This window comes from Herbaspirillum sp. Her2 (assembly GCF_057961375.1).
This window is the reverse complement of record NZ_CM176331.1, coordinates 3,501,420-3,526,387: the sequence shown is the minus strand read 5'-3', so window position 1 is coordinate 3,526,387 and position 24,968 is coordinate 3,501,420. Positions and strand designations below refer to the sequence as shown.

General features: G+C 55.7%; 34 protein-coding genes. 16 read left to right on the top strand and 18 right to left on the bottom strand.

What is annotated here, in order from left to right:
* The first annotated feature begins 2 nt into the window (after nucleotides 1-2).
* The 6 genes from maiA to ACWHXP_RS15970 all read left to right on the top strand — a co-directional run bounded on the left by maiA (nucleotide 3) and on the right by ACWHXP_RS15970 (nucleotide 4,672).
* The gene (maiA, locus tag ACWHXP_RS15995) at nucleotides 3-671 is read left to right on the top strand and encodes a maleylacetoacetate isomerase (RefSeq protein WP_402706583.1); all 669 of its coding nucleotides are present in this window, start codon (nucleotides 3-5) and stop codon (nucleotides 669-671) included.
* A gap of 68 nt (nucleotides 672-739) precedes the next feature.
* Nucleotides 740-1,840, top strand: coding sequence for a porin (locus ACWHXP_RS15990; RefSeq protein ID WP_402706585.1), 1,101 nt, complete (start codon nucleotides 740-742; stop codon nucleotides 1,838-1,840).
* A 100-nt stretch (nucleotides 1,841-1,940) separates the two neighbouring features.
* On the top strand, nucleotides 1,941-2,897 hold the full coding sequence (locus ACWHXP_RS15985; RefSeq protein WP_402706587.1) for a helix-turn-helix domain-containing protein: 957 nt from the start codon (nucleotides 1,941-1,943) through the stop codon (nucleotides 2,895-2,897).
* A gap of 101 nt (nucleotides 2,898-2,998) precedes the next feature.
* Complete coding sequence (locus ACWHXP_RS15980) at nucleotides 2,999-3,730, top strand: alpha/beta fold hydrolase (RefSeq protein ID WP_489635568.1); 732 nt, start codon at nucleotides 2,999-3,001, stop codon at nucleotides 3,728-3,730.
* Nucleotides 3,731-3,745: 15 nt separating this feature from the next.
* Nucleotides 3,746-4,396, top strand: a complete 651-nt coding sequence (locus ACWHXP_RS15975) for an OmpW/AlkL family protein (protein ID WP_402706591.1) — start codon at nucleotides 3,746-3,748, stop codon at nucleotides 4,394-4,396.
* A 54-nt stretch (nucleotides 4,397-4,450) separates the two neighbouring features.
* Nucleotides 4,451-4,672: a hypothetical protein gene (locus ACWHXP_RS15970; protein WP_402706592.1), complete on the top strand. Its 222-nt coding sequence runs from the start codon at nucleotides 4,451-4,453 to the stop codon at nucleotides 4,670-4,672.
* A 534-nt stretch (nucleotides 4,673-5,206) separates the two neighbouring features.
* Here ACWHXP_RS15970 and ACWHXP_RS15965 read toward each other — a convergent pair.
* The 5 genes from ACWHXP_RS15965 to ACWHXP_RS15945 are packed head-to-tail and all read right to left on the bottom strand — an operon-like array spanning nucleotide 5,207 to nucleotide 7,784.
* Nucleotides 5,207-5,932, bottom strand: coding sequence for an immunity 52 family protein (locus tag ACWHXP_RS15965; RefSeq protein ID WP_402706594.1), 726 nt, complete (start codon nucleotides 5,930-5,932; stop codon nucleotides 5,207-5,209).
* Entirely contained in the window at nucleotides 5,929-6,531 is a 603-nt protein-coding gene (locus ACWHXP_RS15960; protein WP_489635569.1) for a restriction endonuclease fold toxin 5 domain-containing protein, read from the bottom strand. Before ACWHXP_RS15960 ends, ACWHXP_RS15965 begins: the two co-directional genes overlap by 4 nt.
* A complete protein-coding gene (locus ACWHXP_RS15955; protein WP_489635570.1) occupies nucleotides 6,531-6,878 on the bottom strand; it encodes a hypothetical protein in 348 nt (115 codons plus the stop codon). The genes ACWHXP_RS15960 and ACWHXP_RS15955 overlap by 1 nt, the downstream gene beginning before the upstream one ends.
* Nucleotides 6,862-7,365 carry a DUF4123 domain-containing protein gene (locus tag ACWHXP_RS15950; protein ID WP_489635571.1) on the bottom strand — a complete coding sequence of 168 codons (504 nt, stop codon included), beginning with the start codon at nucleotides 7,363-7,365 and terminating at the stop codon, nucleotides 6,862-6,864. Before ACWHXP_RS15950 ends, ACWHXP_RS15955 begins: the two co-directional genes overlap by 17 nt.
* 2 nt (nucleotides 7,366-7,367) lie before the next feature.
* Nucleotides 7,368-7,784, bottom strand: a complete 417-nt coding sequence (locus ACWHXP_RS15945; protein WP_402706602.1) for a PAAR domain-containing protein — start codon at nucleotides 7,782-7,784, stop codon at nucleotides 7,368-7,370.
* 458 nt (nucleotides 7,785-8,242) lie between these two features.
* Here ACWHXP_RS15945 and ACWHXP_RS15940 point away from each other — a divergent pair, with 458 nt between their 5' ends.
* The 3 genes from ACWHXP_RS15940 to ACWHXP_RS15930 are packed head-to-tail and all read left to right on the top strand — an operon-like array spanning nucleotide 8,243 to nucleotide 12,616.
* Nucleotides 8,243-9,415 carry a DNA cytosine methyltransferase gene (locus ACWHXP_RS15940; protein WP_489635572.1) on the top strand — a complete coding sequence of 391 codons (1,173 nt, stop codon included), beginning with the start codon at nucleotides 8,243-8,245 and terminating at the stop codon, nucleotides 9,413-9,415.
* A 31-nt stretch (nucleotides 9,416-9,446) separates the two neighbouring features.
* Nucleotides 9,447-11,426 carry an ATP-binding protein gene (locus tag ACWHXP_RS15935; protein WP_489635573.1) on the top strand — a complete coding sequence of 660 codons (1,980 nt, stop codon included), beginning with the start codon at nucleotides 9,447-9,449 and terminating at the stop codon, nucleotides 11,424-11,426.
* Nucleotides 11,423-12,616 (top strand): PP_RS20740 family protein, encoded by a 1,194-nt coding sequence (locus ACWHXP_RS15930; RefSeq protein ID WP_489635574.1) that lies wholly within the window; start codon nucleotides 11,423-11,425, stop codon nucleotides 12,614-12,616. The genes ACWHXP_RS15935 and ACWHXP_RS15930 overlap by 4 nt, the downstream gene beginning before the upstream one ends.
* A 264-nt stretch (nucleotides 12,617-12,880) precedes the next feature.
* Here the strand turns inward: ACWHXP_RS15930 and ACWHXP_RS15925 are convergent, their stop codons facing one another.
* The 11 genes from ACWHXP_RS15925 to ACWHXP_RS15875 all read right to left on the bottom strand — a co-directional run bounded on the left by ACWHXP_RS15925 (nucleotide 12,881) and on the right by ACWHXP_RS15875 (nucleotide 17,902).
* Nucleotides 12,881-13,924 carry a tyrosine-type recombinase/integrase gene (locus tag ACWHXP_RS15925; protein WP_489635851.1) on the bottom strand — a complete coding sequence of 348 codons (1,044 nt, stop codon included), beginning with the start codon at nucleotides 13,922-13,924 and terminating at the stop codon, nucleotides 12,881-12,883.
* Nucleotides 13,825-14,160 (bottom strand): hypothetical protein, encoded by a 336-nt coding sequence (locus tag ACWHXP_RS15920; protein ID WP_489635890.1) that lies wholly within the window; start codon nucleotides 14,158-14,160, stop codon nucleotides 13,825-13,827. The genes ACWHXP_RS15925 and ACWHXP_RS15920 overlap by 100 nt, the downstream gene beginning before the upstream one ends.
* A 6-nt stretch (nucleotides 14,161-14,166) precedes the next feature.
* Entirely contained in the window at nucleotides 14,167-14,655 is a 489-nt protein-coding gene (locus ACWHXP_RS15915; RefSeq protein WP_489635575.1) for a hypothetical protein, read from the bottom strand.
* A gap of 178 nt (nucleotides 14,656-14,833) precedes the next feature.
* A complete protein-coding gene (locus ACWHXP_RS15910; RefSeq protein ID WP_489635576.1) occupies nucleotides 14,834-15,133 on the bottom strand; it encodes a hypothetical protein in 300 nt (99 codons plus the stop codon).
* Entirely contained in the window at nucleotides 15,130-15,342 is a 213-nt protein-coding gene (locus ACWHXP_RS15905) for a hypothetical protein (protein WP_489635577.1), read from the bottom strand. The genes ACWHXP_RS15910 and ACWHXP_RS15905 overlap by 4 nt, the downstream gene beginning before the upstream one ends.
* The gene (locus ACWHXP_RS15900) at nucleotides 15,339-15,581 is read right to left on the bottom strand and encodes a hypothetical protein (RefSeq protein ID WP_489635578.1); all 243 of its coding nucleotides are present in this window, start codon (nucleotides 15,579-15,581) and stop codon (nucleotides 15,339-15,341) included. Before ACWHXP_RS15900 ends, ACWHXP_RS15905 begins: the two co-directional genes overlap by 4 nt.
* Nucleotides 15,578-15,916: a hypothetical protein gene (locus tag ACWHXP_RS15895; RefSeq protein WP_489635579.1), complete on the bottom strand. Its 339-nt coding sequence runs from the start codon at nucleotides 15,914-15,916 to the stop codon at nucleotides 15,578-15,580. The genes ACWHXP_RS15900 and ACWHXP_RS15895 overlap by 4 nt, the downstream gene beginning before the upstream one ends.
* Nucleotides 15,913-16,167 carry a hypothetical protein gene (locus tag ACWHXP_RS15890; RefSeq protein ID WP_489635580.1) on the bottom strand — a complete coding sequence of 85 codons (255 nt, stop codon included), beginning with the start codon at nucleotides 16,165-16,167 and terminating at the stop codon, nucleotides 15,913-15,915. The genes ACWHXP_RS15895 and ACWHXP_RS15890 overlap by 4 nt, the downstream gene beginning before the upstream one ends.
* 70 nt (nucleotides 16,168-16,237) lie before the next feature.
* Complete coding sequence (locus ACWHXP_RS15885; protein ID WP_489635581.1) at nucleotides 16,238-16,423, bottom strand: hypothetical protein; 186 nt, start codon at nucleotides 16,421-16,423, stop codon at nucleotides 16,238-16,240.
* Between the two features lie 188 nt (nucleotides 16,424-16,611).
* A complete protein-coding gene (locus tag ACWHXP_RS15880) occupies nucleotides 16,612-17,466 on the bottom strand; it encodes a hypothetical protein (RefSeq protein ID WP_489635582.1) in 855 nt (284 codons plus the stop codon).
* A 73-nt stretch (nucleotides 17,467-17,539) separates the two neighbouring features.
* On the bottom strand, nucleotides 17,540-17,902 hold the full coding sequence (locus tag ACWHXP_RS15875; protein WP_489635583.1) for a helix-turn-helix domain-containing protein: 363 nt from the start codon (nucleotides 17,900-17,902) through the stop codon (nucleotides 17,540-17,542).
* A 76-nt stretch (nucleotides 17,903-17,978) separates the two neighbouring features.
* Here ACWHXP_RS15875 and ACWHXP_RS15870 point away from each other — a divergent pair, with 76 nt between their 5' ends.
* Entirely contained in the window at nucleotides 17,979-18,224 is a 246-nt protein-coding gene (locus ACWHXP_RS15870; RefSeq protein WP_489637746.1) for a helix-turn-helix domain-containing protein, read from the top strand.
* Between the two features lie 9 nt (nucleotides 18,225-18,233).
* Complete coding sequence (locus ACWHXP_RS15865) at nucleotides 18,234-18,506, top strand: hypothetical protein (protein WP_489635584.1); 273 nt, start codon at nucleotides 18,234-18,236, stop codon at nucleotides 18,504-18,506.
* 30 nt (nucleotides 18,507-18,536) lie between these two features.
* Here ACWHXP_RS15865 and ACWHXP_RS15860 read toward each other — a convergent pair whose 3' ends face one another.
* Nucleotides 18,537-18,791 (bottom strand): hypothetical protein, encoded by a 255-nt coding sequence (locus ACWHXP_RS15860; protein ID WP_489635585.1) that lies wholly within the window; start codon nucleotides 18,789-18,791, stop codon nucleotides 18,537-18,539.
* A 352-nt stretch (nucleotides 18,792-19,143) separates the two neighbouring features.
* Here ACWHXP_RS15860 and ACWHXP_RS15855 point away from each other — a divergent pair, with 352 nt between their 5' ends.
* The 3 genes from ACWHXP_RS15855 to ACWHXP_RS15845 are packed head-to-tail and all read left to right on the top strand — an operon-like array spanning nucleotide 19,144 to nucleotide 21,387.
* The gene (locus ACWHXP_RS15855) at nucleotides 19,144-19,566 is read left to right on the top strand and encodes a hypothetical protein (protein ID WP_489635586.1); all 423 of its coding nucleotides are present in this window, start codon (nucleotides 19,144-19,146) and stop codon (nucleotides 19,564-19,566) included.
* Between the two features lies 1 nt (nucleotide 19,567).
* Nucleotides 19,568-19,759 (top strand): hypothetical protein, encoded by a 192-nt coding sequence (locus ACWHXP_RS15850; protein WP_121044716.1) that lies wholly within the window; start codon nucleotides 19,568-19,570, stop codon nucleotides 19,757-19,759.
* Nucleotides 19,756-21,387, top strand: a complete 1,632-nt coding sequence (locus tag ACWHXP_RS15845; RefSeq protein WP_489635587.1) for a portal protein — start codon at nucleotides 19,756-19,758, stop codon at nucleotides 21,385-21,387. The genes ACWHXP_RS15850 and ACWHXP_RS15845 overlap by 4 nt, the downstream gene beginning before the upstream one ends.
* Nucleotides 21,388-22,531: 1,144 nt before the next feature.
* On the opposite strand, the gene ACWHXP_RS15840 is transcribed toward ACWHXP_RS15845, so the two are convergent.
* Nucleotides 22,532-22,891, bottom strand: a complete 360-nt coding sequence (locus tag ACWHXP_RS15840) for an isochorismatase family protein (RefSeq protein ID WP_489635588.1) — start codon at nucleotides 22,889-22,891, stop codon at nucleotides 22,532-22,534.
* A gap of 58 nt (nucleotides 22,892-22,949) precedes the next feature.
* Between ACWHXP_RS15840 and ACWHXP_RS15835 the strand changes: the two genes are divergently transcribed.
* Nucleotides 22,950-23,564, top strand: a complete 615-nt coding sequence (locus tag ACWHXP_RS15835) for a TetR/AcrR family transcriptional regulator (protein ID WP_489624751.1) — start codon at nucleotides 22,950-22,952, stop codon at nucleotides 23,562-23,564.
* A 135-nt stretch (nucleotides 23,565-23,699) separates the two neighbouring features.
* Nucleotides 23,700-24,934, top strand: a protein-coding gene (locus tag ACWHXP_RS15830) for an IS3 family transposase (protein WP_489635589.1) whose coding sequence is annotated in 2 segments (ribosomal slippage) — nucleotides 23,700-24,060 and nucleotides 24,060-24,934 — 1,236 coding nt in all. Because the reading frame shifts where the segments join, the coding sequence is not laid out codon by codon here.
* The last annotated feature ends 34 nt before the right edge of the window (nucleotides 24,935-24,968 follow it).

Genomic DNA, 24,968 nt, shown 5'->3' with positions numbered 1-24,968 from the left:
CCATGAGCAGCAACACCGTCACCGAGCGCATCCTGTATAACTATTTCCGCAGTTCCTCTTCCTATCGTGTGCGTATCGCCCTGAACTTGAAGGGCCTGCCGTTTGATTATCGCGCCGTGCATCTGAACCGCAATGGCGGTGAGCAGTTCGGTGCTGCCTTCCAGGCCATGAATTCGCAGGCGCTGGTGCCGGTGCTGGAGGAGGAGGGCGCGCTGATCAGTCAATCGTTGGCCATTCTGGAATATCTCGATGAACGGTATCCGCAGGCGCCGTTGTTACCCGACGACGCGTTCGCGCGCGCCCATGTGCGCCAGCTCGCCAACACCATTGCTTGCGAGATGCACCCGCTGAACAACCTGCGCGTGCTGAAGTATCTCACTGGCACGCTGGGCCTGAGCGAGCAGCAGAAGAAGGAGTGGGTCCATCACTGGAACTGCCTCGGTCTGCAGGGATTGGAACAGCAGGTCAGCAGTTCCCCCTGGCGCGGCCGTTTCCTGGCCGGCGACAGTCCAGGAATGGCCGATTGCTGCCTGGTGCCGCAACTGTTCAATGCGCAGCGCTTCGATGTTGATCTCACACCGTATCCGACGCTGCTTGCGATTGCAGCCGAGTGCGAGCAGCTCGACGCGTTTGCCGCCGCCCATCCGGCTCGGCAGCCAGATGCCGAGTAAGTTCTAACAAAAAGTACGCCATCCAAGAGCTGACAAGAAAACATATTCAACGAACAGGAGGAAAAGACATGCAGAAGACGGAAATGGCCGGCGCGCTTGCGCTGCTGGCAGGGATGATTGCGCCCGGTGTGGTGCAGGCGCAAGGATCGGTGAGTATCTACGGTATCATCGATACGGCGGTGGCCTACACCACCCACGCCAATGCAGCAGGTAATTCGGTATTGAAAATGCCCACGCTGACGGGTTCCTTCCCTTCGCGTATCGGTTTCAAGGGGATCGAAGATCTGGGCGGCGGCCTGCAGGCGCTGTTCGTGCTGGAGTCCGGCTTCGGCCCGGACACCGGCGCAATGGGGCAGGGCAATCGCCTGTTCGGGCGGCAATCCTTCGTCGGTCTCAAGAGTGGCTGGGGGCAGGTATCGCTGGGACGACAGGTCAACATGACTTTCCTGGCCACGGCCAAGAGCGATGTGATCGGGCCGAGCCTGTTTTCCATCAGCAGCATCGATCCCTATCTGCCCAATGCCCGCAGCGATAACGCCATCGGTTATCTGGGCAGTTTCAATGGCTTCACCATCGGTGGCACTTACAGTTTTGGTCGCGACAGCTCCGCCACGGGTGGCCCGGCGGCGACCAATTGTCCGGGCGAGATCGCCGGTAACAGCAAGGCCTGCCGTCAGGTCACTGGCTTGCTGGGCTATGACGGACAGGGCTATGGCGTAACCACTTCCTATGACATCCTCTATGGCAATGCTGGCGCGTCCAATGGTCTCAATAGCAGCGACAACACGGACCAGCGCGTGACTCTCAATGGCTATGTCATGCTGGGGCAGGTCAAGCTGGGAGGTGGCGTGATAGACCGCCGCATCCGCGCGGCCGGGAATCTCAATACCGATAGTGATCTGTACTATCTGGGCGTAAGCTATCCCTTCTCCGCCGCGCTGGTGTTCGATGCGCAGCTGATGCGACTCAACGTCAAGAACAGCAGTAATGACGCCACCATGTCGGTGGCGCGGCTGACCTACAGCCTTTCCAAACGCACCGCGCTGTACGGTTCGCTGGGCTATATTCGCAATGTTGGCAGCTCGGCCATTGCCGTCGATGCAGGTGGTACGGTGGGGGTGGGCAAGAACCAATTGGGGGTCATGAGCGGATTGAGGCATACGTTTTGATTAGCTCTGCAAATATGCGCGTTTGCAGGAGCGGGCGTGTCAACCTCGGCGCAATGAAAGAGGTGGTCCTGCTTGATTGATATTTTCACGGAGACAGGGAATGACACTCGGCACCAGAATCTGGACGACGGAAGTAGTTCAGCCTGAACATCGTTTTGACTATTGGATCGGAGCGATCTGTGAATGTTTTCTGGAAATGGCTGCCGAGTCCAGAACCCGTAAGGATTTCTCTGCCAGACTGGAGTCCAGGGAGCTGGCAGGGTTGCAATTGAACCGAGTAAGCGGTAACGCGCAGCAGGTTTTTCGATCACGCCGCGCCATCAGTCGCGGTGATTGCAACTACTACTACCTGCTTTGCAAGCAGTCTACGGTTTGTAACGTCATTCAGCACGATATGAACCAGGCCCGGCTACTGCCCGGCGACATGGTGCTGATCGACTCGAGACGCTGTTACCAGCTGGATTTTCCGGAACGTGTCGATACGCTTTCGCTCCAGCTGCCTATCAGTTGGCTCGATTCGTGGCTTCCAGATACCCAACCGTTGCTAGGCAAGCGCATTGACGGCAGCAGCGGTTGGGGTGCCGTGTTGAGCGCCTATTTGCGCCAGATCGCCTTCACCACATTGATTCTGCCGGCAGAGCAGCACCGGGATCACCTCGGCGGGCTGATCGCCGCCGTCTTCGACCAGGGGCATGTTGAAAAGGCAGATGGAAGTGCGGATCGTGCGCTAGTCAAGCACGTCCAAAAACTGCTAGGGGCTCATTTTGCCGAGCCGGGCCTGGGAGCAGCAGAGGTTGCCGCCAGCCTGGGCGTCTCGGTACGCACGCTGTATCGGGCGCTGGCGCGTCAGGGCATGACTTTTTCCTCGCTGCTGAATCAGCGGCGCATTGAGGCGGCGCGACGAATGCTGGTCTCACCTAACTACCAGCAACTGAGCATCGCCGAGATCGGTCGACGCGCTGGTTGGCTGGATGCATCCCATTTCTCCCGCACATGGCAGGCCTACACTGGACAACTGCCTAGCCAGACACGTCAGCATTCAGAAGAGCATCGCTGAGCCTGGCACGAATCAGCCATTGCCACGGCACGATGCGCCGATTTATCTCCTGCATCGTGAGGCAGCATTGAGTCTCCGATAACTACACCAAGGAGACAAACATGACTTCCGATACCTATGTTTTGGTACACGGCGCGTGGCATACCGGCGAAACCTTCGAGGCCACCGCATCTTGCTTGCGAGAGCGAGGACACTTCGTCCATTGCCCAACCCTGGCAGGAAACCGCCCGCATGAAGATTACCAGGCAATAACCCTAGAGAAGTGTGTCGCTTCGCTGGCGCATTACATCGACCAGCACGACCTACGGCAGGTGCGTCTGCTCGGTCACAGCTATGGCGGCATGCTGATCTCGGGCGTTGCCGAGCTGGTGCTGCATCGTCTGCAGCGCCTCATCTACCTCAATGCCTTTGTTCCCTTGCCCGGCGAAAGTCTGGCCGACATGACCCCGCCCCATTATCGGGCGCTCTTCGAATCGTTGGCTCAGGCCAACCAAGGTGCCGTCATGCTGCCCTACCCGATTTGGCGTGAAAACTTCATCAACGATGCCGATGAAACACTGGCGCAGGAGACGTTCCAGCGGTTGCATCCCCAGCCCTATCGATGCCTGACCGATCGACTACTCTTGAGCAAGCCTACCGCGGAACTTCCGATCGGAAAGTCTTACATCAATTGCCGCCAGGACACCGCGTTGCCGCACAGCCTGCCTTGGCATCCCCGGCTCTCGGAGCGACTAGGCTTGTTCCGCTACGTAGAGGCAGAAGGTAGCCACGAGGTCATGTTCACTGATCCGGCCGGGCTGGCAGAGGCCATCCTCCTTGCCGGTCGCGACTGAGGCGGGGAGAGCAATATGAAAATCATCCAAATGATATTGGTGACGGCCGTTCTGGTCACGCAGGCGGGTAAGGTGTTGGCGCAGGAATCTTCGTGGAGTTTCTATGGCGGGCTTGGTCACATTGCCTTCGCTACCGCTGCCTCGGTGAAGGTCAATGGTGCCGAGGTAAGAGATGGCGGTGCCAGCGCTTCCAGCAATAACGCGATGGCGTTCGGCGTGGTCTACCATTTCGACGAACACTGGAGCGCGGAACTGGCTCTGGGCCTGCCGCCGACCACAACCCTTACAGGAAGCGGGACCCTGAGCAGTGCTGGTACGCTCGGCAAGGTCAAATACGGCCCTGCTGTGCTCTCGGTACGCTATGTTTTTTTTAAACAAAGCCTGGTACAGCCCTACATCGGTGCCGGTATCAATTACACCCATGTATTCAGCTCGCAAGATGGCTTCGTACAGGGACTGAAGACCCGTAGTGCGTTCGGGCCGGTCTTGCAAGTGGGCGTCAGCGTGCCGTTGAAGGAACACTGGAGTCTCGTGCTGGACGTAAAGAAAATCTGGGCCAGCACCACTGCGACCGGCACTTTGCCCGCGTTGGGTGGTAGCTCGGCCACTGCAGATGTTCGGCTGGACCCACTTGTAAGTACCGTGGCATTGAGCTATCGCTTTTGATTTCGCACGAGTGCACATCATCCCCATGGCGCTCTGTCGCACCATGGGGATGCCATGAGTGACCACGCCGACAACGCGGATACTCGAAATTATCGGGCAATCTCCGTCGGCTTGGAGGCGGCGCGGGGAGTGCCCGAACTGCCGGCCGATTGCCGCTGCCATTTCTGTGATGAAGTGCTGACCGCGAATGCGCTGTTCGGCGATGTGAGCTGTCCTGGTGAAACCTATCCGAGCGGATTGGCCGTGTGCATTCTGCGGGACCGAATGGGGCCATAGGAGGACCCCGAAGGATGCAGCATCATGCATTAATTCATGCCAGATCACAAATCATGTAAGCCGATCGGTGTGGCCGGATGAAATTGCATCATTAATTTCTTGCAGTGTCCTCTTACGAGAGCTTCCGGCACGCCGCCATGTGGGACTAGTTTGAAAGTTCCAGGCATCATGTTGCTCTCCAAAGTGACGGCCCATCCAGTTTTATGGTTCGGATCTGAGGTGATCAGCTTGTTCAAAGAGCTCACGAATTCTGCGGGGGACACAATAGTCGGCTGTAGCATGGGTCCTGAGGGATTGTAGAATTTGTCATATATATGAGTAGGGATTCTATCAACAATTCTGGTAATCAACTTTCGGCAGTTCTTTGCAGCCCGGTTGCCCCAAATGACGCAACAGAACGATTTAGTGCTGCAATCCCCCCGCTATTTTAAAAGAGCGCTCCACCCACATAGCAGTGCCTGAGCAAACTCCACTGTCCCACGCTTGATCTTTTGAGCAACAATCCAATCGCGCCAAATCTAGCTACGATCTCCTTCATAAGTCCGTGAAGCGGGGGAGCAAATCCTGATCAACCATGCGGATTTCGATGGCATTAGCGATCTTGACGTGCTCTGGGTTCTCATCAGAAAACGGTTCGTCGGTGACGCTGACCACGATCGTGCCGATTTGCATATCTTTGCCTTTTTCGTCCTGGCCAATAACAGGCAGAAGTGCGCGGGCCTCGGGGACTTGTTGAGCGACCAGTACTTGAGGGAGGTAGAGCATCCACCCCACTCCCGGACGATCCTTAAAGACCTTTCTGTCGAAGTAGCTTGCTGTTTCCAGCGTTACCACAGACGGGGCAAGCAAATTAACATTCTTGAGGACAAGTCTCAAGACCGGTTCAGCAGTCATAGAAAACGCGCCTGGCTTTGCTCTTAGGGAGATCATGCTTGTCTCAGGAGTAACCCGGCCAACGTATTGCAGCGAGGCACCTTCCGGGCCTTCCTTCCCATTCCACATGCTGACAATCTTTGGATCGACGGCCGTCTTCAATGACTCGGTAAGTACTGCGATGGCCGCTGTCGTGGGGCCTGTGGAATCGAAGACCTCGTAACGGTAGGCCTCATCCTTAGTGTTGCCCTTTAAGAGCCATTCATCGAGCAGGGGAGAACATGCTTTGAGCTCCTGTCGGATTGAATGCAGCTCGGTCAACATGGCGGGCACATGCAGCGGGCCAGGTTGCCGGAAGATGGTGGTCAGTTCATAGGGTCGCTTCATGGCTCAAATACCGTTTCAATGGGTAGCCGCATTGCGGAGAATATTTTGGAAAAGAAGCGGTAGCTCATGGGCTGCATGAAGTACCACCTCAACTGAACAGGAGGGAGAGGCTTGGCTACCAAAGATTGTGTGGTTGCCTCGGCCATGATCGGCTCGTCACCCTTCCACCACTCGTGCGGGTCACCGAAGTCATCGAAGAACTGGTCGTACTTTGCTTTGGCCTCCTTCAAGAGGCATTGGCTCGAATCGAAGCCATCAAACGTGACGCCGCTGAACAACCACTCTGTGATAAAACCTTGGCCAACAGGCATGCCGCTGATGCGAGCTTGGTAGGTGATCGATACCTCTGACCACCCGGCGGTCGAACGATTGAACGGTGCGCCACGATCTGGCGTGCAATCTGGGCACTTCTTGCGTTCCTTGATCTGCGCTTCGGTGCGTGCAATGGGTGCGGACTTTGCCTTTTCAGCCTCTTCCTGGCGCTTGCGCGCCTGCTCCTTCGCTGCCTCACCTGCTGCGCCGGCGACGACACCCACACCGAGTGCAGTCAAGATACGGGCGACGACGCCCTCGATCAGGGGTGCCGCCAATGACGCCATCAACGATCTCCCTTGAGCATATGGTTCATGACGGCATCGAGGTCGTCGAGCCGTTGTTCAGGCGTCGCGCCGGGCTTACGCAGGTAGTGATCGACTAAGGGATCATCCTGGATGCGCGGAGCGTCCGCAGACAGGTACATCAGCCGCACGATGTGCGGTGTGCTGGTAAAACCCGCTCGGGCAGCGTAGTCGTAGGCATCTTGCATGCGCTGCAATACTACCTCACGTCCCGGTTCGTCACGCATTTCGGGGTGCTTGACAAGGAACTCATCACACACGGCCGCAACTAACTGGCGGGCTTCACCTTGTTGCAGGTTCTGCCACTGCGCCTCAGTGAGCGTCAGCATGTTGCCTCCCGATCCAAACGCGCCTGCCTTCATGCAGCAGGTGCCACTCATGAATGTGGTCGAAGAACTCTTCACGCTGTGGCGCATCGAGCGTGTGCGCCAGGTTGACCAGGACACGTGGATCCCAGAAACGAAGCAGGGCACGGCGGCCGTCTGGGAGATTCACGTCCATTCGCAGTTGCAGCAGTTGTCCGAGGCCTTCCAGGTCTTGCGGCGCGATCAGCCAAGTAAGTGACGGCGCATCTCGTTCGAGGGTGGTCAGCTCGGCAATGGTGGGCTCGTCTGCCATGGATGTGTCTACCAGCCAAGGGCCGGCATGGGCCAGCGCTGCGTCCGTCGTCCGCCCAAACAGGGGGAACAGCCCGCTACTCGGGTGGAATCGCTTACAGAGCTGGGCTTGGTACTGCACACCATCGACTAGCGCGTACAGCCGAAGCGCGGGAATGGAGTGGTGCAGTTGTTCCAACCGTGATTGCACGTCGAGCATTGTCACTCCCGGATGACGATTGGGCTGCCGAAGTGTGCGGCTTTGCGGAGGCAATCTAGGCAGATGCCGGAGTCGGTCGAAGCCGCGACCTGTGATGCGGTAGCAAGCGCCTCTGCTTTGGCGTCCGCTGCTGAATCGCCAATCGTTGATTCGTCTGACCAGGTTGTTGTCGCCTGCGTGCAGAGCAGGAGGGCGCCACACTCGGTCGTGTCCAGGTGGCGGGCATAGCCGCGTCCCTCGCCGTCCACCATGTCAGATGCGCCAGAGTTGATCGCGAACACGCCTTTGCACTTGGGGCATACCACCATGTCACCGACACGGGCCATGTACTTGCCGTGGATGCTGCTGGTGAGGTCGGCGCTGATGACCGTACCGCCGTGACTGGTCTTGTCTCCAAGGGTAATGAAGGGACGACTCATGATTTCCTCGCCAGGTTATACATGGTGCGCAAGGGGGGCGCTGTTGTGCTGGCTTTGACGAGGGGTAATAGAATTTGTTCCCAGTGCGCGGGAAAGCCGCTGTGGCGCATCCTACGAGCCCGTAGAGGGGCTTGGAAGGGAGGGGGGAGCATAGAATAGTTATCAAAATACAACTATCTTGTCTTTTTTCAACCCAGCGCGCGCGGTTGCCCCCACCCCGCGCCTGCCCGCTACATAGGTCGGTTTTGACTCAAATCTGAACTGGTCAGTAAAGCCCTCCTTATAAGGCGTGAGGCCTCGCGCGCCTGCCGCCAAATTTGACGCACTTTGATGCACTCTGCGACTAGGTTTCAGATTGCCTATGGCAAAATGCACGGTTAAACGATGAGTTGAGCTCGTCGGAAAGAAAATTACACTAAGTGTTGCATTTAGGACACTTTTGCTGGCAGCCAAAGACAATGAAAATCCCGCGAATCGGTGCTACACGAGCCGAAAAAAATGTTGCAGAAACCCGACCAGGAACGGGAACGGGAACGGTGCAGTTGGATAAGAAAAACAAAAAAGCACGTGGTCTTAAAAAAGATCGTACGTTAAGAATATCTGGTGCTCGGGCTGAGGACGCTACCGTTTCTGATATTTCCCTGGTCAGCCTGTTTTGCGGTGCCGGCGGCCTTGATCTGGGTTTTCACCAAGCTGGTTTTAAAACAAGCATAGCTTTTGATTTTAATGAGGACGCGGTCAACTCTTTCAACGAAAATTTCGAGGGGACGATCGCACAGGTTGGCGATGTGGAAAAGTTGGGGCCAAACGGTATCTTGGCCCAAGTGCGTCAAAAGATTCCTAAGGGCTCGAAGATAGGCGTTATAGGCGGACCACCATGCCAAGGGTTTTCTCAAGCCAATGCTAATTCTTCCGCCGATGACCCTCGGAACAAGCTTCCGCAAACTTATCTGAAAATTGTTGACGCCCTATCGAAAGAGTATCGTGTGCAATTTCTGCTGATAGAAAACGTCAGTGGGATCAAAGCTTCCAAGCACAGTGAGACTTTTGAGGGAATTATTTCTAGCATTGAAGCGTTTGACTTTGTTTGTAAATACTCCGAGCTAAATTCGGTGCATTACGGAGTAGCGCAGGAGAGAAAGCGAATGATTTTGCTCGGCCTTCCTATGGAGTTGGCTACGCATTTCTCTTTCCCAAAAATTGGGGGGAAAGTTAAAACCGTGCGAGATATGATTGGTGATCTTCCCGAACCAACTTATTTCAACCGATCATTACGAGCTGAAGACATAACGTTCCACCCGAATCACTGGACAATGAATCCTCGGTCGAAGAAATTTGACGGGACATATATCGCTGAGAAGCAATCACGTAGTTTCAAGAAAATTAGTTGGGATAAACCAAGTAAAACGATCGCTTTTGGAAACAGAGAAATTCTGGTCCACCCAAATGGACGAAGACGACTCAGCATTTATGAAGCAATGAGATTGCAAGGGTTTCCACGATCCTTCGTTTTGGAAGGGAATCTGAGTGCTCAGGTAACACAAGTGTCGAATGCAGTGCCTCCGCCAATGGCGAAGGCAATAGCCAAAGCAATCAAGGCAGCTTTCGCACGAGTAAAACAAACTAAATAGGCAAGGGGTTAGGGCTATGGCGGGGAGAAGAATGCCGGGACATGTTCTGAAGAATTCACAGGGTGTAAGCGGGTTGTCGCTAGAGGACCGCATTTTAGCGTCGCGTTTATCGAAAGACCCGGTAGAAACAATACTCAAGACTGATGACCGTGTTATTGCTCGGGTCACTGATGGTATCTATCGCCAGCCTGGCTCTGCTTTACGAGAATTAATCTCGAATGCTTACGACGCGGATGCGACGAACGTCTATATTGAAACGGATGCCCCGCGTTTTGGCACGATTAAGATTACGGACGATGGGCGAGGGATGTCGCCGAAGGTGCTCGCAAGGCTTCTTGAACATATCGGCGGTAGTTCCAAACGAACTCACGAAGGCAGTGAGATCGGTGTCGCATCTGAAAGCGACTCTACGAGAAGCAAGTCGGGCAGAAAGCTGATTGGCAAGATTGGCATCGGATTGTTCTCTGTGGCCCAACTTACGCAGAAATTTCAGATTATTACGAAGATCGAGGGAGAGAGTTTCCGCACAATAGCCTCGGTAGTGATGAGAACTTACACTGAGGACGATCTCAAAAATGCAGCCGAAGGAACGAAGTTCGAAAGTGGAAAAGTTAAAATTTGGAGTGAGACAGCTGACGATAAAGGAGCACACGGCACTACAGTGATTCTTAGCGACCTGCGCCCGCAGGCCCGTGACACCCTGCGTAGTCGAGACGTCTGGACTTCGATTCATGAATCGAGCGAAGCGGCAGAAGAACTATCTACATTAAGTCCGCCGCTTTTTCATATTGGACACGTTGATCCGAAGACCGGCGAGCAAATTACCGATACTGCTAATGTACCTTGGAAACCGGATGACACTCCTGCGGAAAAATTCTCCAGGTTAGTTGATTGTGTATGGGATCAAGTAGGTGCCTCCAATCCGAATCCCAAGCTGGCCGACCTTTTCGACTACTATCTTCAGATGGTGTGGAACTTGAGTTTGTCTGCGCCGCTTCCCTATGTAGAGCAGCACCCCTTTGACATTGATCGTGGTGAAAACATTGCGCCATTCCTTTTGATGAATATGGCGAAAGGCAGCGCCAAGCCTATTGATTTGAGAGGTCAGGAGACAGTCCGATCTGTGGTTGGATTGGAGGAGGGGGCAAACGTCGATGATGAGTTCAACGTTTATTTAGATGGTTTGAAGCTTGCTCGACCAATTCGCTTCAATAAGCTACCTCGCACAAGTCATACCTTGCAGAATTCCTTGATGTTCTTTGGTAAATGCAATCAAGAATTCTCAGGCATCCCAAAAGAGATAAGTAGTGGTTCCTTGAAATTCGAAGCCTATTTATTTTGGACACCTAAAATTGCACCGCGAGAGCATCGGGGCGCTCTAGTCAGAGTGAATGGTGCCAGCGGAACCTTATTTGATATCAGCTTCATGCGATATCAAACATCAGAAAACATGCGGTTGAGCCAGATCACGTGTGAGATTTTTGTTCATGCTGGTTTGGATGGTGCGTTGAATATCGATCGTGAATCGTTCAATTTCGCGCATCCGCACTATGTCTATCTCACTCGCTGGTTGCACAGCGCCTTAAGACAGGTTGCCAATACTCAGAAGAAGTTGGCGAGCGAATCTCGTGCCGAATTGCGTGAGATCAAAACCGACGATACTTTGGGGAAGCTCCAAGAAGTGGTTAGGCAGGAGTGGAATTTGGTTGGAAATGATCCTGATGAATCGCCGCCGCCAATTTTATTCCATTCAAAAGAATTTACTTCTCAAACCACCACAAAGCAGCTGCAAGGTGCCTATGCTTTCGATCGAGAAGTAGTGCTCGCGCCGCTCCGTCCGAAGAGGAAAACAGCCACGGCAGAAGCCGACGCTCGTATCTTTGAAGAGCGAATCAAAGCTATTGCGCAGCTGCTAGCTGCGTATGGGGTTTTCGATCAAATGACAAAGGCTCGCCAAGAGCGACTGCTTCGCGGCATTGCCGATATCTTGGCTACGGAGGCAGATCAATGACTTCCGCTTCCGCTATGCAAGTCGAAAACGCCGCAGACGATTTTGGTGAAATTTTTCCAGCCGATACAACGTATCAGCCGAAAGACTTTGCTGCCAAGAAACAATTTCAAGCGTGGCACCGTCCTCGTAAGCAATATGTCCGGGAAAGCCAATGGTGCGCTGCCATTGACGAGCTCATAGAAAAAATAGATTTTGATGGCAGAGCACTTAGGTATTTAGGGCTGCCTGGTGATGAATTATTTGACTTGCGAACTATTCACGACAGAATCTGTGAGCCGCGGGATCTTCGGCTTCGGTTCTTGGGATTCAACACAGGCGGCGCTGAGGATGGCCCAGCGCGATATGAACTCAATCTTTCGGAAGTTGAAGTTAAAGGTCTTCCCAAAGTCGATCCACTTTCGAAGGTGTTGCCAGATGACTTTAAGTCGTTGGGAATACCATCGTCTGTTGCAAACACAAATGCAAAAGATTTCGTTCATTTTGATATTGTGAATGTTGATCTGTGTGATGGCTTATTCACCTCAAGACCCGGCGTCACATCGGATTCGTACTACAACGCAATCCGGGAAATCGTGAACATTCAAACCAGAAGAGCTGATCCGTGGTTGCTCTTTCTGACTACGCGGGTTGGACCCACTGATGTTCATCCCGATACGGTTAGTACGCTCCAGACTTGTGTGGAGCAGAATATGGAAAATTGTGATCGCTTTGCACGTGCGGCCCGTCGTTATCTAAATGTTTCGGAAAGGGCACATGTGAAGTCCGCGTTCGAAGCACGGGAGTCTTTTGGGCCCTTGTTTGCCACGGGCATGGGTAAGTGGTTGATTGGCTTAGGGCTGACTGGGAATCAATGGGAAGTGAAGGTTAAGAGCTTGTGTAGTTACAAGGTATATCCAGAAAGTCCAGTACCTGACCTGATTTCGGCCGTCTATGAGTTTGTACCAATTGAGATCAAGGCCCAAGATAGATACAACCTAGTAGCTGATAGAAATGCTGCTACAAAAATTCCGGATGAATGCTCACTTGCCGCGGATATTCTTCCTTTTGTGAGCAATACTTTGGATTTGGATTCGTATCTGCAGCGAAATCCTGCTGAACTAGCGGAACTCATCGATCGCGCAGCATCGTTAATGGCGACGGCAAGATATACCCAGGAGGATTATAGGGAATGGGCGCTTCGCCAGCAGTAGGCGCGCTTATGCGAGCTTCACACGCTGTCTCTGAATAACAAATCCTGCCCAGGATTTCGGGAGATAATCCCCCTCTTTCTTGCTGGGGAATATTTTGCCCAAACGAGCGCAAAGCCGCGAATTAGCGCACTGTATGCGTAACCAGTAACCCGCGTCGGATGGGGCTTTGCGGCGTGCCGTCAACATACGCTTTTGACTCATAATCCGTTGGTGCCGTGTTCGACTCACGGGGGGGCCACCAAAAAACTCTGAGAAATCAGACATTTACACCACTCTTCGGAGTGGTGTTTTTGTTTCTGCATCCTGCTGTGACCAAAACGTGACCGTTTCCGCGTGGTGCGCCAGGTGGGAGGGAGCAAGATGGGCATAGCGCTGCACCATGTCCAATGTCTCCCATCCGCCCAGGTCCTTGAGCACTAGCAGCGGCGTGCCGGCCTGCACGTGCCAAGATGCCCAGGTGTGGCGCAGATCGTGAAAACGGAAATCTGTGATCTGCACCAAGGCGCAAGCGCGCTTGAAACACCTGTCATCGATCTGGCTGATCCTGCTGGGTTTGCCATCTTTAGTCGCCCGCTCGAAAACATAGAGCTGTGCCGTATGCAGCCGGCGCTCGATCACCGCCAGTGCGTCGGCATTGAGCGGCACGGCCCGTGCGTACCCGGACTTGGCCTCTTCAGCGGTCACCCAGGCATTGCGGTTTGTCAAGTCCACATGCTTGGGCTCCAGTGACAGGAGCTCGTCGGCGCGCATGCCGGTGGCCACGGCCACCAATGCGATATCACGCATCCATTCAATCGAAAGCGCATCGATCAAAGCCTTGATAACTGGCCTCGACTCGAAGCGCACCCGCTTGTCCGGCTCCTGGAACTTGCTCAACTTCGGCGGCCGGCCGATCCATCCCCACTCTGTGGCAAGGGTCAGGATCCGTTTGATCGTGGCCAGGTATCGATTCTTCGTGGCCGGCGTCACCGGGGTTGCCTTCCGATGCCTGTGCGTGGTGTGCGTTGGCAACTTCTGAAGGATGCTGCCGGCAGTTAAAGAGCGGATCGGGGTGGAAGCCCCGAGGGCGGCACGCCAATACATCACGTGCCTCACCTTCGTTTCGTAGTCGCGCTGGCCTTCTGCCAGCTTCAGCATGCCCAGCGCTGCCTCGTCGAAGGTGTGATCAGGTTCCTCACCCAGCTTGGTGGAACGCCACAGGTCGGCCTTTACTCGGTCGTGGAGTTCTTGCGCGGCTTGTTTATCCGTCGTGCCAGAAGAGCGTCTAATTCGCGGGACGCCTGGCGCGCGGATGTCAATCCACCAGATGCCTGATGAGGGATTTTTGCGGATTGGCAATTGTTTTCTCCTGCAACCCGCAGCGGTAGCCGGGTCACATTGTTGCGTTTCTCGCTGAGTTCCGCAAGGCGGGAGGGCCAGACGCGCCAAACACGGGATCCAGGCAGGCGGAATCCGATTTGCTCGCGCATGGCGAAAACGGTGCTGTAGGACAGCTTCAGCCGCTCGGCCGCCTCCTGCAGGGTCATGGCGATTTCGTCGTTCATCGCGCTTTAGCCGCCCTGCGGGGGATTTGCGTCAGGCCCACTTAACGCAATGGATTTTGCGTTAAGTGCAGCTTCGAGTTCTGTGACGCGTGCCTCCAGTTTCTGAACGTGCTGCTCCCAGGTCAGTGGCCAGAGCGGGCCGCAGCCGTTCGGGCAACCCTCTTCCTTGGCTTGCCGATAGGCTCTGCCGATGAGAGTCGCGTGCAAACCACACTTTGCGCAGTGAAGAACTCCTGTTGCCAGGCCAGGCCGCTGGTGGCGGCCATCATTGGAAGCAGAGTCAGTCAGTCGAAGAATGCTGTCAACCTGCTCTTGGGTCAGTACCACGCCAGCGACGAGGCCGGCGATGGAGGATTCCGAAGCTTGAGGTTTATCAGCAACACGATCCAGATCGCAGATCAAAGCGTCAACCTGGACTGCGCTGAAAATGGGCGAGTTCGGCATGACGTCAAGCATCAGTTTGACAGCTTGGCGCAATTGGGTCGTATCGCTCATGCTGCGCTCCCTTTTTCCGGCATGTGCGAGTGCTTTCTGGTAACCGGATCGACAAGCCAAGTGTGACCGTGACCATCACCATAGGCGGTGCACAGTTGGCATCGATAGAGGGCATCATTGAAATCCATGCAAACACAGACCCAATCGTGAACGCAGCCATTGTTCTCACGGGGGTTACTCACGGCCGGCCCCCTTGCTGGCCAGCGCGGACCACCATCGACATCAGGCAAAACCGTGCCCACTTCTCCTGTTCGGTGAACTCAGAACGAACATGCACCAGTGTCGCCGTGGGATGCTCACGACGAAGTTTTCGTAGTGCCTTCGCCGCGGCGAAGCGGCTGCCAAACAGCGGCGACAGGCCCAGCGTCACGGTTTTCTTGAGCTCACCGCCGGCGAGGGCATACATCGTCTTCTGTACCTGGTACGTATCCACGCGCAGGCGCTTGGCAGCGCCGGATTTTTGAGGAGTCTTGTTCATTTGACGAGCCTCAGATGATTGCCAGATTCGCGCGCTGATTCCTTCAAAGCGCGCGCCACCCTCAAGCCGAAGAACGCAATGATCGAGCGTTGATCGAACGCAGGCAGCAGGCGGAAGTCCCTGATAAGCGCCGCCTCGGTGGCGGTGAGGGTAGCAGTCGGCTGTTTGCTGGCCGCCAGCTTGATACCTGAGCGATTTTCTTTTTTCATTTTTTCCCTCCATCAGCCAGCTCGGGCAGATTGTCCTTGTAGGAGCGCATGGTCTCCATGTAGCCGTCGATCACTTCGCCGCCGAGCTGTGCCAACTGCTGAACGTCTTGATTGCCACCAGCCATCGCTTGAATACCGGCCAAGAGGCTGCCCAACGAGTTCAGCATCCCGACCGCGCAATCGCTGGCATCAATGCAGGTCCGAACGACCTGCTTGAGGTTCTCGTCCACTCTGTTCATTTCTGGCCTCCCTGCGATGCCGGCTTCAGCCGATGTTCGATTTCCATTTCAACGATCACGCCCAGGAACCGCAGCATGTGGGCCGCGCGGTTCAGGTCTGCGGACAGATAAAGACCGTTGATTTTCTCCAGCACGGCGCTGGCCGAAGGGCGGGCCTGGTCGGCCCGATTGAGTGAGGTAGTGCGGCCAAGCAAAACGTCTATTTGCGCGTGAGCGCGCTTGCGACGTGCTGTCGCAAGGGTGGCGCACCCTTTCTTCCGCCCGGGGAAAATCGGGTTGATGACCTTGGGGCGATTGAATGCCGGATGCGACAGGAGGATGGCGGAAGGCTTCATTCTGCGGCCTCCAGTACATCGAGCTCGCGGCTCAGGTTGGCGGCCGCGTCGAAAGCCGCACCGATGGCACCGGTGACAGCCGGCTTGCATGCTTCGGGGTTCTGCGTCGCAAAGACATGCAGGATTTCCAGTTGCGCGAGGAGCTGCTCTGCCTGGTGGGCCAGATAGCTGGCATCTTTGGGGATGGGGCGCGTGGATGCGGACTCCACGCCCTTGACGCTAGCCGCGCCTGTGCTACTATTTCTGCTCATGAAATTAACTCCTGACAGGGTGAGTTTCATAAGGCCACTAAGTGTTTGCCGCACTTGGTGGCCCTTTCGTTTATGGCAGTAGAACTGTGATATCTGCCAAATATCGCCGGGCCGCGCGAATAAGTGCATCAGCCTCTGGGCCGGCGTCGACGGTTTCTTTGAGCGCGACTGCAAGCAGTCGGTCGCAAAGCTCGAGTCTCAAGCGGACTTCGTCCGTTATGCCGGCTTCGTCTTTTCGTTTTGAATTCTTGTCCATACGGCCCTCCTATATTTCGGATAATAGATTTTCCTATATTTTAGGTCAATAGAAATATCTATATTTTTGCATTTCATGTTCTCGAGCAACGATGGAACTAAAGTCCTGTGGGAATATTTGCGACGGACGAACGGAAGTTTAAAGACTCGCCAGCCTATGGGCGAGTAACATTTTGCAGAAAAAAACGGCTAATCTTCCGCTTGGAAATTTTTGTTCAAGTGCAAGATCATCGCTTTGGTCTCTTCATCAATCGGAGCTAATTTTCGGACCAAATCAGGGGTTATTTCAGGATCATCGAGAGCAATACTACAAAAGGTCGAAATTCGAGAGGGAGAAAAATCTCCATAAATCCCCACCAGGCTATCTTTCACGGCATTGATGAAGTAGGTTCTAAAAGATTTTCTTCTGTCTTTCAACTTTCTCGGAAGATTTTGGAGTCTGCTGGAGCTGCTTTCCGATTCTTCCTTTGCACGAGACGCGAGCGACGTCAATTGAGCGTGCAAAGGCGGTAGATATTCTTCTAATCGCCAAGCAGTTGATAGTCTCTTTCGCGAAGGAGGGAGGGGCTCAGCAGATTCCAACAATTCTACTTTGAACATTTCTCCTGCCCTATCAAGTTGCTCTGGTGTCAGCGAATAACCGAAACGGAAAGGATTTCGGTTTTTTAACTTTTTGAATTTAATCAGCTTTAGGGCGAGCTGGTCTGCAAGAGCCGAAATTTCGGCAAGTTCATTTTTGTATTCTTTTTCGGTAAGAAGCAGGTCGGCATCGAAATTATGCGAGGCGCGTCTGATCGATCCGAGGAGGCCGCCGTTTAAATTGAGTTTCTCTGGTGAAGCAAAAGTGCTAACAAAGGTTCTGTTAAGTAGGAAATTCCAGATATTTTGCATTTCCGCCCTGGTTCCAAGGCGTAACAACATTTCCGAATCTCGCTGCACCACCGCGTAAATTTCAGGTGGAGTATCAGTCTTCTCGGCAAGTATTGCTTGATGCTGCTCCCATGCTTGCACAAGCGACCTGGGTGCCCAATCAGGAAATATCATTCGATTCCTTTGGACCAATACAGCAAAATCCTCTCCAAATGGAACAGCCAGGCAAATGTCAGATTCATTTAGATTAACTCTCAGTGAATGCCTTTAGCTGTGCCAGGACAGCTTGGCGTTGCGCTTCAGATTTGAGCGAATCAAACGCGATTGCCACCGCGATGGCTTCCTCAGAAAGATTCGGGTAAGCAGCTCTACTTAAATCTCCTACCTTTGCATCACCTGTGATTGCCGCCTTAGGTCCCTTGCCTGTCTCAAGCCAGTAAGGAAGGACATGCAGGGCGCGAGCAATGCTCGCCAATTTAGTGGTCCCTTTCGACATGTCGTTTTCAAGGTCGCTAAGGGTGGGTTGGCGAAGCCCTACAAGTTGTGAAAGCTCGGCCTGGGAAAGATTTGCATCTTTACGCGCTTCTTTTATGCGTTGTCCTAAAGACATTTTTTAAACTCCAAAGTGTTGATAGATATTCTTATATTAAACCCCATAGATTTTCCTATTGAGTAAAAATATAGATATGTCTATACTGAATCGTATGGACATCCAAAAAATAGTTAAGGCGCTTCTTCAGGCTGGCCTCACACAAGCCGAGATCGCTAAGCACGTAGAGTGCAGCCAGCCAACCATTTCGGACATCGCCAATGGTCGTGTCGGGAAGGTTCGCCCATCGTATAAGGTCGCGATGGGGATTCAATCGTTGGCGAAATCGCGAGATATTGGGGAGGACGGTAGTCTTCGTCCGCCTGATCAGGCCTCGTCTTGAGGGGTGTATATGCTGACCCACACCCCCATCGGCCCCATGCCAGACGGCTCTTATGCTGTTGGCTATCCCACACCTGGTTGCTCAGTGATGACCGTTGCTTCGGCCGGCATGACGAAGGAGCGCGCCCAGGAAGAGGCGGCGCGCTTGAATGACGAGCAGGAGAAGAGGGCGGCCGCGATTGAGCGCGACCGCCAGCTGCGGATGCGGCCAGAAACATTGCGGCCGGTCACTGACTACCTTTCCGAGATTGAACTTGCCGGCGGTGCCGAGGAGGGCGAGTGAAAGCTATCGCCGGCTTCGCAAATGAGATTGCTACTGCCAGTTGGACGGTGGATATCCATCCAGCTTCTTGCCCGCCCAGCCACTTACTTCGGTGACGATTAATCCATCGTCTGCGTCAACGAACATTGCGAAGTGATCTCTCAGGGCGGCGCAATTGGCGTTGATGCGAACAAAGCACCAAGTTGATTCCAGCACACGGGTCGCGCCGAATTTGGCTAGTTCATCGTAGAGAGTTTTGTAATCGCGCGCTTTGCGCAAGTCATAGTCAAGAAAGTAGAGAGCCAAGATGAAATCTCCTAAGAAAAAGCAGGAATGGACGCTCCCGGCCGGGAGCCTGGTGAAGGTCGATGGACTTCCTTACGAGCTGGCAGCAGACACAGTAGTGCGCGGATTTGAACCGCCGCGGTACGACGGTCCGGAACACAGCGCAGCGTGCGCTTCGGATAAACCAGTGAACGAATGCAGCTGCCGCAGCACGCGGAGCGCTATATACCCTTGATTCTCGCGACAGTGTCAGTCATCACCGCGATAGGGTCGATCTGAACGCTGAGCGAAGTATCGCAATTCCGACAGGCCTTCTCGGTACAGTTGCCGCTGACCCATTCCGGCCAGCGCCGGCAACAACCTGGAGAGCTGTATGGCAACTTCCCGCACCGTGGCCACCCCCGGCCAAGATCCCAACACGAACACCGCCGACACCGGTGCAACCGACACCGCTGGCCAGGCAGGCGCGAGCACTGGCGATAGCTCTGGCACCGTCCAGGCTCAAGCCGCCACCGGCCAGCCTGCTGCAGACGCATCGCTGCAGGCCCAACTGGACGAGATGAAGGCCACCACCGAGGCCATGGCCGAGCAGAATGCCGCGCTGGCCGAGCAGGTCAAGGCCCTGCTGGCCGCTGGCCTGCGCACCGCCCAAGCGCAGAGCCCCGCGCCGGTCCCGCTGCCCAGCATCGATGACAAGGCGGTGCGTGCCTCCACCGTGCCGGTGTTGACGAAGGACGGCTGGTTTGTCCCCGAATCGAAGGTCTGGCAGGTCACCGCCGGCGCGAAGGCCGCCTGACATGTGCGGCGGCGGCGGTACCCCTGCGGTCGTACAGACCGATCCCAAGGCGGAAGCAGCGGCAGCAGCGGCCGAGGCGGCGCAGAAGACGAATTCTTCGAACGCCGCCCGCCGCCGCCAGCAGCAATCCTCCGCACTCTCCACCGGCGCAGGCACTGCGCTCTCTCTCGGTAAGGCCACGCTCGGGCAATGAACGAACTCGTCGACAAGGTAATGCGCCGGCATGGCCTCATGGTGGGCCAGCGGCAGACTCACGACTCCAACTGGCGCGAGGTGTTCGACTACCTTGCGCCCGAGCGTGCCATCGGCTGGTACGGCGCGACCGATGGTGCCAGCAACACGGCGGCCGCCCAGCGCGCGCGCCTCTACGACAACACCGCAATGGACGATGCCGAGACCCTGAAGTCGGCCATTGCATCCGGCATGCACCCGCCGAACTCCCGCTGGTTTGACCTCGATGCCGGCCAGAAGGCCGAGGACGAGACGCGCTGGATGGACGGTGCAACGCAGTTCCTCTTCGAGAACATCCATTCGTCCGGCTTCGACTCCACCGCTTACGAGAACCTGAGCGACCTGATCCCGGCCGGCTGGTTTGTCATGTTCATCGACCAGGCCAAGGACGAGCAGGGCAAGCCCATCGGGGGCTTCAACTTCGAACCCTGGCCGCTGTGGCAGTGCTACGTCGCCGCCTCCACCTCCAAGGGCCGCGTGGACACGATCCATCGCCAGTGGTGCCCGACCGTGGAACAGGCCGTGGCCGAATACGGCCTGGATGCCATGTCCGAGGCCACGCAGCGCAAGTTCAACGACGGCAAGCTGTCCGAGACCGTCAACATGACCTGGGCCATCTACCCGAACCGCGAGGGCAAGAAAGGCATCCTGAGCAAGAATCTGCCGTTCAAGTCCGTACACATCGAGGACGGCAAGCACCTGGTGCGCGACAGCGGCTTCCACGAATTCCCCTGCGCCGTGCCGCGCTGGCGCTTGATCCCATCGACGCCCTACGCCACCGGCATCGGCTCCAACGTCCTGCCCACCGTCAAGACCCTGAACGACATCCTGCGCATGGAGCTGCAGAGCCTAGATATCGCGGCGTCTGGCATGTGGAAGGCAAAGGACGATGGCGTGCTGAACTCCCGCACGCTGAAGATCGGCCCGCGCCGCGTGGTGATGATGGCCGATATGGACAACCTGCAGCCGTTGGAGACGGGCGCGAATTTCCAGGTGACGTTCTCCAAGGCCGAGCAGCTGCGCAAGAGCATCAGCCGGTCCCTGCTGGCCGACCAGCTCACCCCGCTGGATGGCCCTGTGCGCTCCGCCACTGAGATCCAGCTGCGCGCCAACCAGATCCGCCAGCAGCTCGGCCCTATGTTTGCCCGCTTCCAGGGCGAGTATCTGCAGGTCATGATCGAACGCTGCTTTGCCATCGCCTACCGGGCTGGCGCGCTGACTGCCGAACTCGGCCCGATCCCGGAATCCCTGCTGGGCCGTGACTTCATCGTCAAGTACATCAGCCCGCTGGCCCGTGCCCAGAAGATGGAAGAGGTCACGGCGCTCGATATCTTCATCGATGGACTGATCCAGCAGGCCGCTGCCACCGGCAACACCAGCACGCTGGACATCGTGGACATGGATGCCGCGAACTACGAGAAGGGCCTCGCGCTCGGCGTGCCGGCCAAGCTGCTGCGCGGCCCGGACCAGCTGGCCGAGAAGCGCCAGGCCGACAACCAGGCACGCCAGCAGGCCCAAGCCCAGGCCCAGCAGCAAGAGCTGATGCAGGCCGCAGGCCAAAAGGTCGTTGAAAACACTCTTTCGCAATAGGAACAGATATGCCGATCAATGCCACTCTCACCGGCGCAGGATGGGTCGTTCAGCCGATCACGCCCAAGCCCGTCTCCTCGGATACCGATTCCCAAACCAATGCGCTTGGCCTGGTGAACCCGGCCGGTGGCCCGCCTATCGCTTTTCCCATCGGTAGCGGCGTCCCGAAGCGTCACAAGAAGCCTGGCCTGCAGCGCCTGGCTCTGTTCGACAAGGCGGTAAACGTCGGCGGCGGCAGCGCGGCGAACTGCTCGGATATCGCGCTGGATCGCTTCTACCCGTTCACCGGCAGCACCAGCGTGGTATTCACGGTCCCATCCGCCAACACCTTCCGCTTCTCGCAGTCGGCCGTACTGTCCACGCCTCTGGACATGACCAACGGTTCGATTCACATCAGCATGATCCCGTCTGTGAATTCTTCCATCGCGGCCACGCCAACGGCCATGTTCATTGAGCTTTATTCGGCAGGTACGCCGGCATCGCCTGGCACAAAATTTATCTCGGCCGACATCCGCGCCGAGCTGCTGGCCAAGATTTCTACGCCAGGTTGCTTCGGCTGCTTCAGCATTTCGGTTTCGGAAATCAACACGCTGAACGGCGGCGCACTGCTTACCGACAAGAGCGCCGTTTTGTTCGTGATGCTGCGAGTTACCTACGCGGCTGGCTCTGTGGGAGGTCAGATGGCGCTGGGTGCGATTGACTATGTGCCGAACGCAAGTACCACTGCCCAGGTTGTTTTCTGCTTTGACGATGGATACCTCGCCAGCAACCTCGTCGCCAAAAGCATCTTGGACAAGGCCGGCATGGTCGGCGTGCTGTATCCGGACCCGTTGTCCTTTTCGTTCACTGGTGCACAGCCGATCCCGCGCATGACCACAGCGGACATCGATCGCTTCGTGGCAGCTGGGTGGCAGGTTGCTTCTCAGCGATATTCCATCGAGGGTGATAGCGCCCTGATCACCGATGACGTGTGGTTCGAATATCAGAAAGCCAATCTGAACATGCGCCGCAGCATGGGCTGGCCAGGTGGGGAGGATGGATCCTGGTACGGAGGCGCGGCCAACCCGTTCGGCAACGGCATGACCGATACCCTGATTGCCAAGCGGCGCTATGCCGATCGCCTCTTCCGGACCCTGCGCGCCTACTACTTCAACCCGCTTTCCGTCACAGAGACTTGGCCTTTTGGCGATCCCAAGGCTGTGCGGAGCTGCGGATTCAATGCGTTCGGCAACAGCTCGGCGGGTGCAAGTTCTGAGGCGCTTTGCGGTAACGGTGGCGCACCAGAAGGACGAGAAAGTGGCTTGTCTGCAGGTAGAGCCGGTAGAGCATTGACGTCTACCCGCACCCAGATGACGTGCCCTCCGGCTGCACGGAGTGCATCGGCGATCCGAATGCTGTTAGCTAGCACCTGATCTGATGAGTGGGGCGCCAGTTGGCGTGCCAAATTACTGTTTTGCAAGTCAATGACAATTAGCGCGGTATTTTCGGCATTGTTGGTCTGCATGTTCAACTGCTCCTTAAATGTGAGGACTTCCTCATTATTATAATCATATAATGTGAGGATGTGCTCACATAAGTCTACTTCTACACGCCGCGTCCCAAAGCAGGATCGCTCCGAGAATCGTATTCGCCAAATCCTAGCTACCGCGGAGGAATTGATCTACGACCGGGGGCTTGAGGCAGTGACCATGACAGAAATTGCAGCCGTGGCTAGCATGTCGATTGGCGCCCTTTATCAGTATTTCCCCAATAAGGACGCCATTGCGACAGCAATGCGCACTGCGTATGCAGAAGAGATGGACCGTTTGTGGAGTGCGTTTCTATCCCAAGAGGAGAAACTCGATCTTCATGGTTTCGCGGACGGTATTGTTGATTTGATGACTGGTTTCATTTCAGCGCATCCTGCCTACTTGGTATTGTTTTCATCGTCGGTGAGAAGTACGCGTACTGATGCAGAGAGGGAGAGCCTTCGCATGCGTTTCGCCCAGACATTCATTCGGCGTGCCCCTGAGATAGGGAACGCCGAGGCTGTGCGTATGGCGCAGATTGCTTTGGGAATGGTGAAGAGCCTAATCGGCGTGTGTGAGCAAGCCTCGTCGGCTGAAAAACCTCAGCTTGAAGCGGAAATGAAAACAGCTCTGTTTGGATATCTATCCACCAGGATGGATAAAAGATGATCAAACGGAAGAATCGTTTATGGCCGGTTGCGGACATCTTAGAGTAATAGGCTATCGGCGCTGAGTAGTTTTATGGTTGGAATAGCCCCTTGAATCTCAGGACACGAAGACTCTCTTAAATTAGAGGATAGTCTTATGACCAGTTTTACGACTAGGCAAACCGTGGACCATATCGAGATTCTGACCGAGCCGGAGCGTCGCAGAAGACGCACGCCCCAAGAGAAAATAGCCATCGCCCAGGAGACCTTGGCTCCTGGAGCTTCCGTATCAGCCGTTGCCCGGCGACACGGGGTGAACCCGAACCAGGTGTTTGGTTGGCGCAAGCAATACCAGGAAGGCAGTCTGACCGCCGTCAAGGCTGGCGAGACGGTAGTCCCTGCCTCGGAGCTGGCCGCGGCCATCAAGGAAATCAAAGAACTGCAGCGGCTGTTGGGCAAGAAGACCATGGAGAACGAGATTCTGCGCGAGGCCGTCGAATGGGGCCGGTCAAAAAACCTGATTGCGCGCTCGCCCTTGCTGCCGGAGGACGACCAATGAAAGTGGTCTGTGACGTTCTCGGTGTGGCGCGCTCTGCAGTGGCAGTAAAACGAGCCCGGAGCCCGGAATGGCGAGATGGCCGTAGTGCTCGCAAAGTCGACGACAGCGGCTTGCTCGAAGAGATTGAGCTGCATGTCGCGAGCTTGCCGAGCTATGGCTATCGCCGCATCTGGGCTTTGCTGCGACGTAGCCGGGAATCTCTGGGGCAAGCGTGCGTGAACCATAAGCGGGTCTATCGCGTCATGCGAGAGCACGAGTTGCTGCTGCGCCGACCTGGTGTGAGACGCGACAATCGACGCCACGATGGTCGCGTAGCGGTCAAGCAAAGTAATGCGCGCTGGTGTTCGGACGGCTTCGAATTCCGTTGTGATGACGGGGCTGCATTGCGAGTGACGTTTGCACTGGATTGTTGTGACCGTGAAGCCATCAGCTGGGCGGCCACTACCGGTGGGCATAGCGGGGATGTCGTGCGCGACGTGATGCTGGCCGCCGTGGAGCAGAGGTTTGGAAGCACGCAGACTCCACAGGTGAATGAATGGCTCAGCGACAACGGCTCGGCCTACATCGACCATCGCACACGCAGCTTCGCTCGCGAGCTGGGATTGGAGCCCTTGACCACGCCCGTGCGCTCGCCACAGAGTAACGGCATGGCGGAGCGGTTCGTAAAAACGATGAAGCATGATTACATCGCCTTCATGGATAAGCTCGATGTGCCCACGGCGCTCACACATCTGGCCTCTGCCTTCGAGCAATACAATGAGCGCCATCCGCACAAGGCCCTGAAATACCGCTCGCCTCGCGAGTTCAGACGGGCTGCAGCATCAGTAACTTAACGATGTCTGAGTGTCCTGAATTGCGGGGGCAACT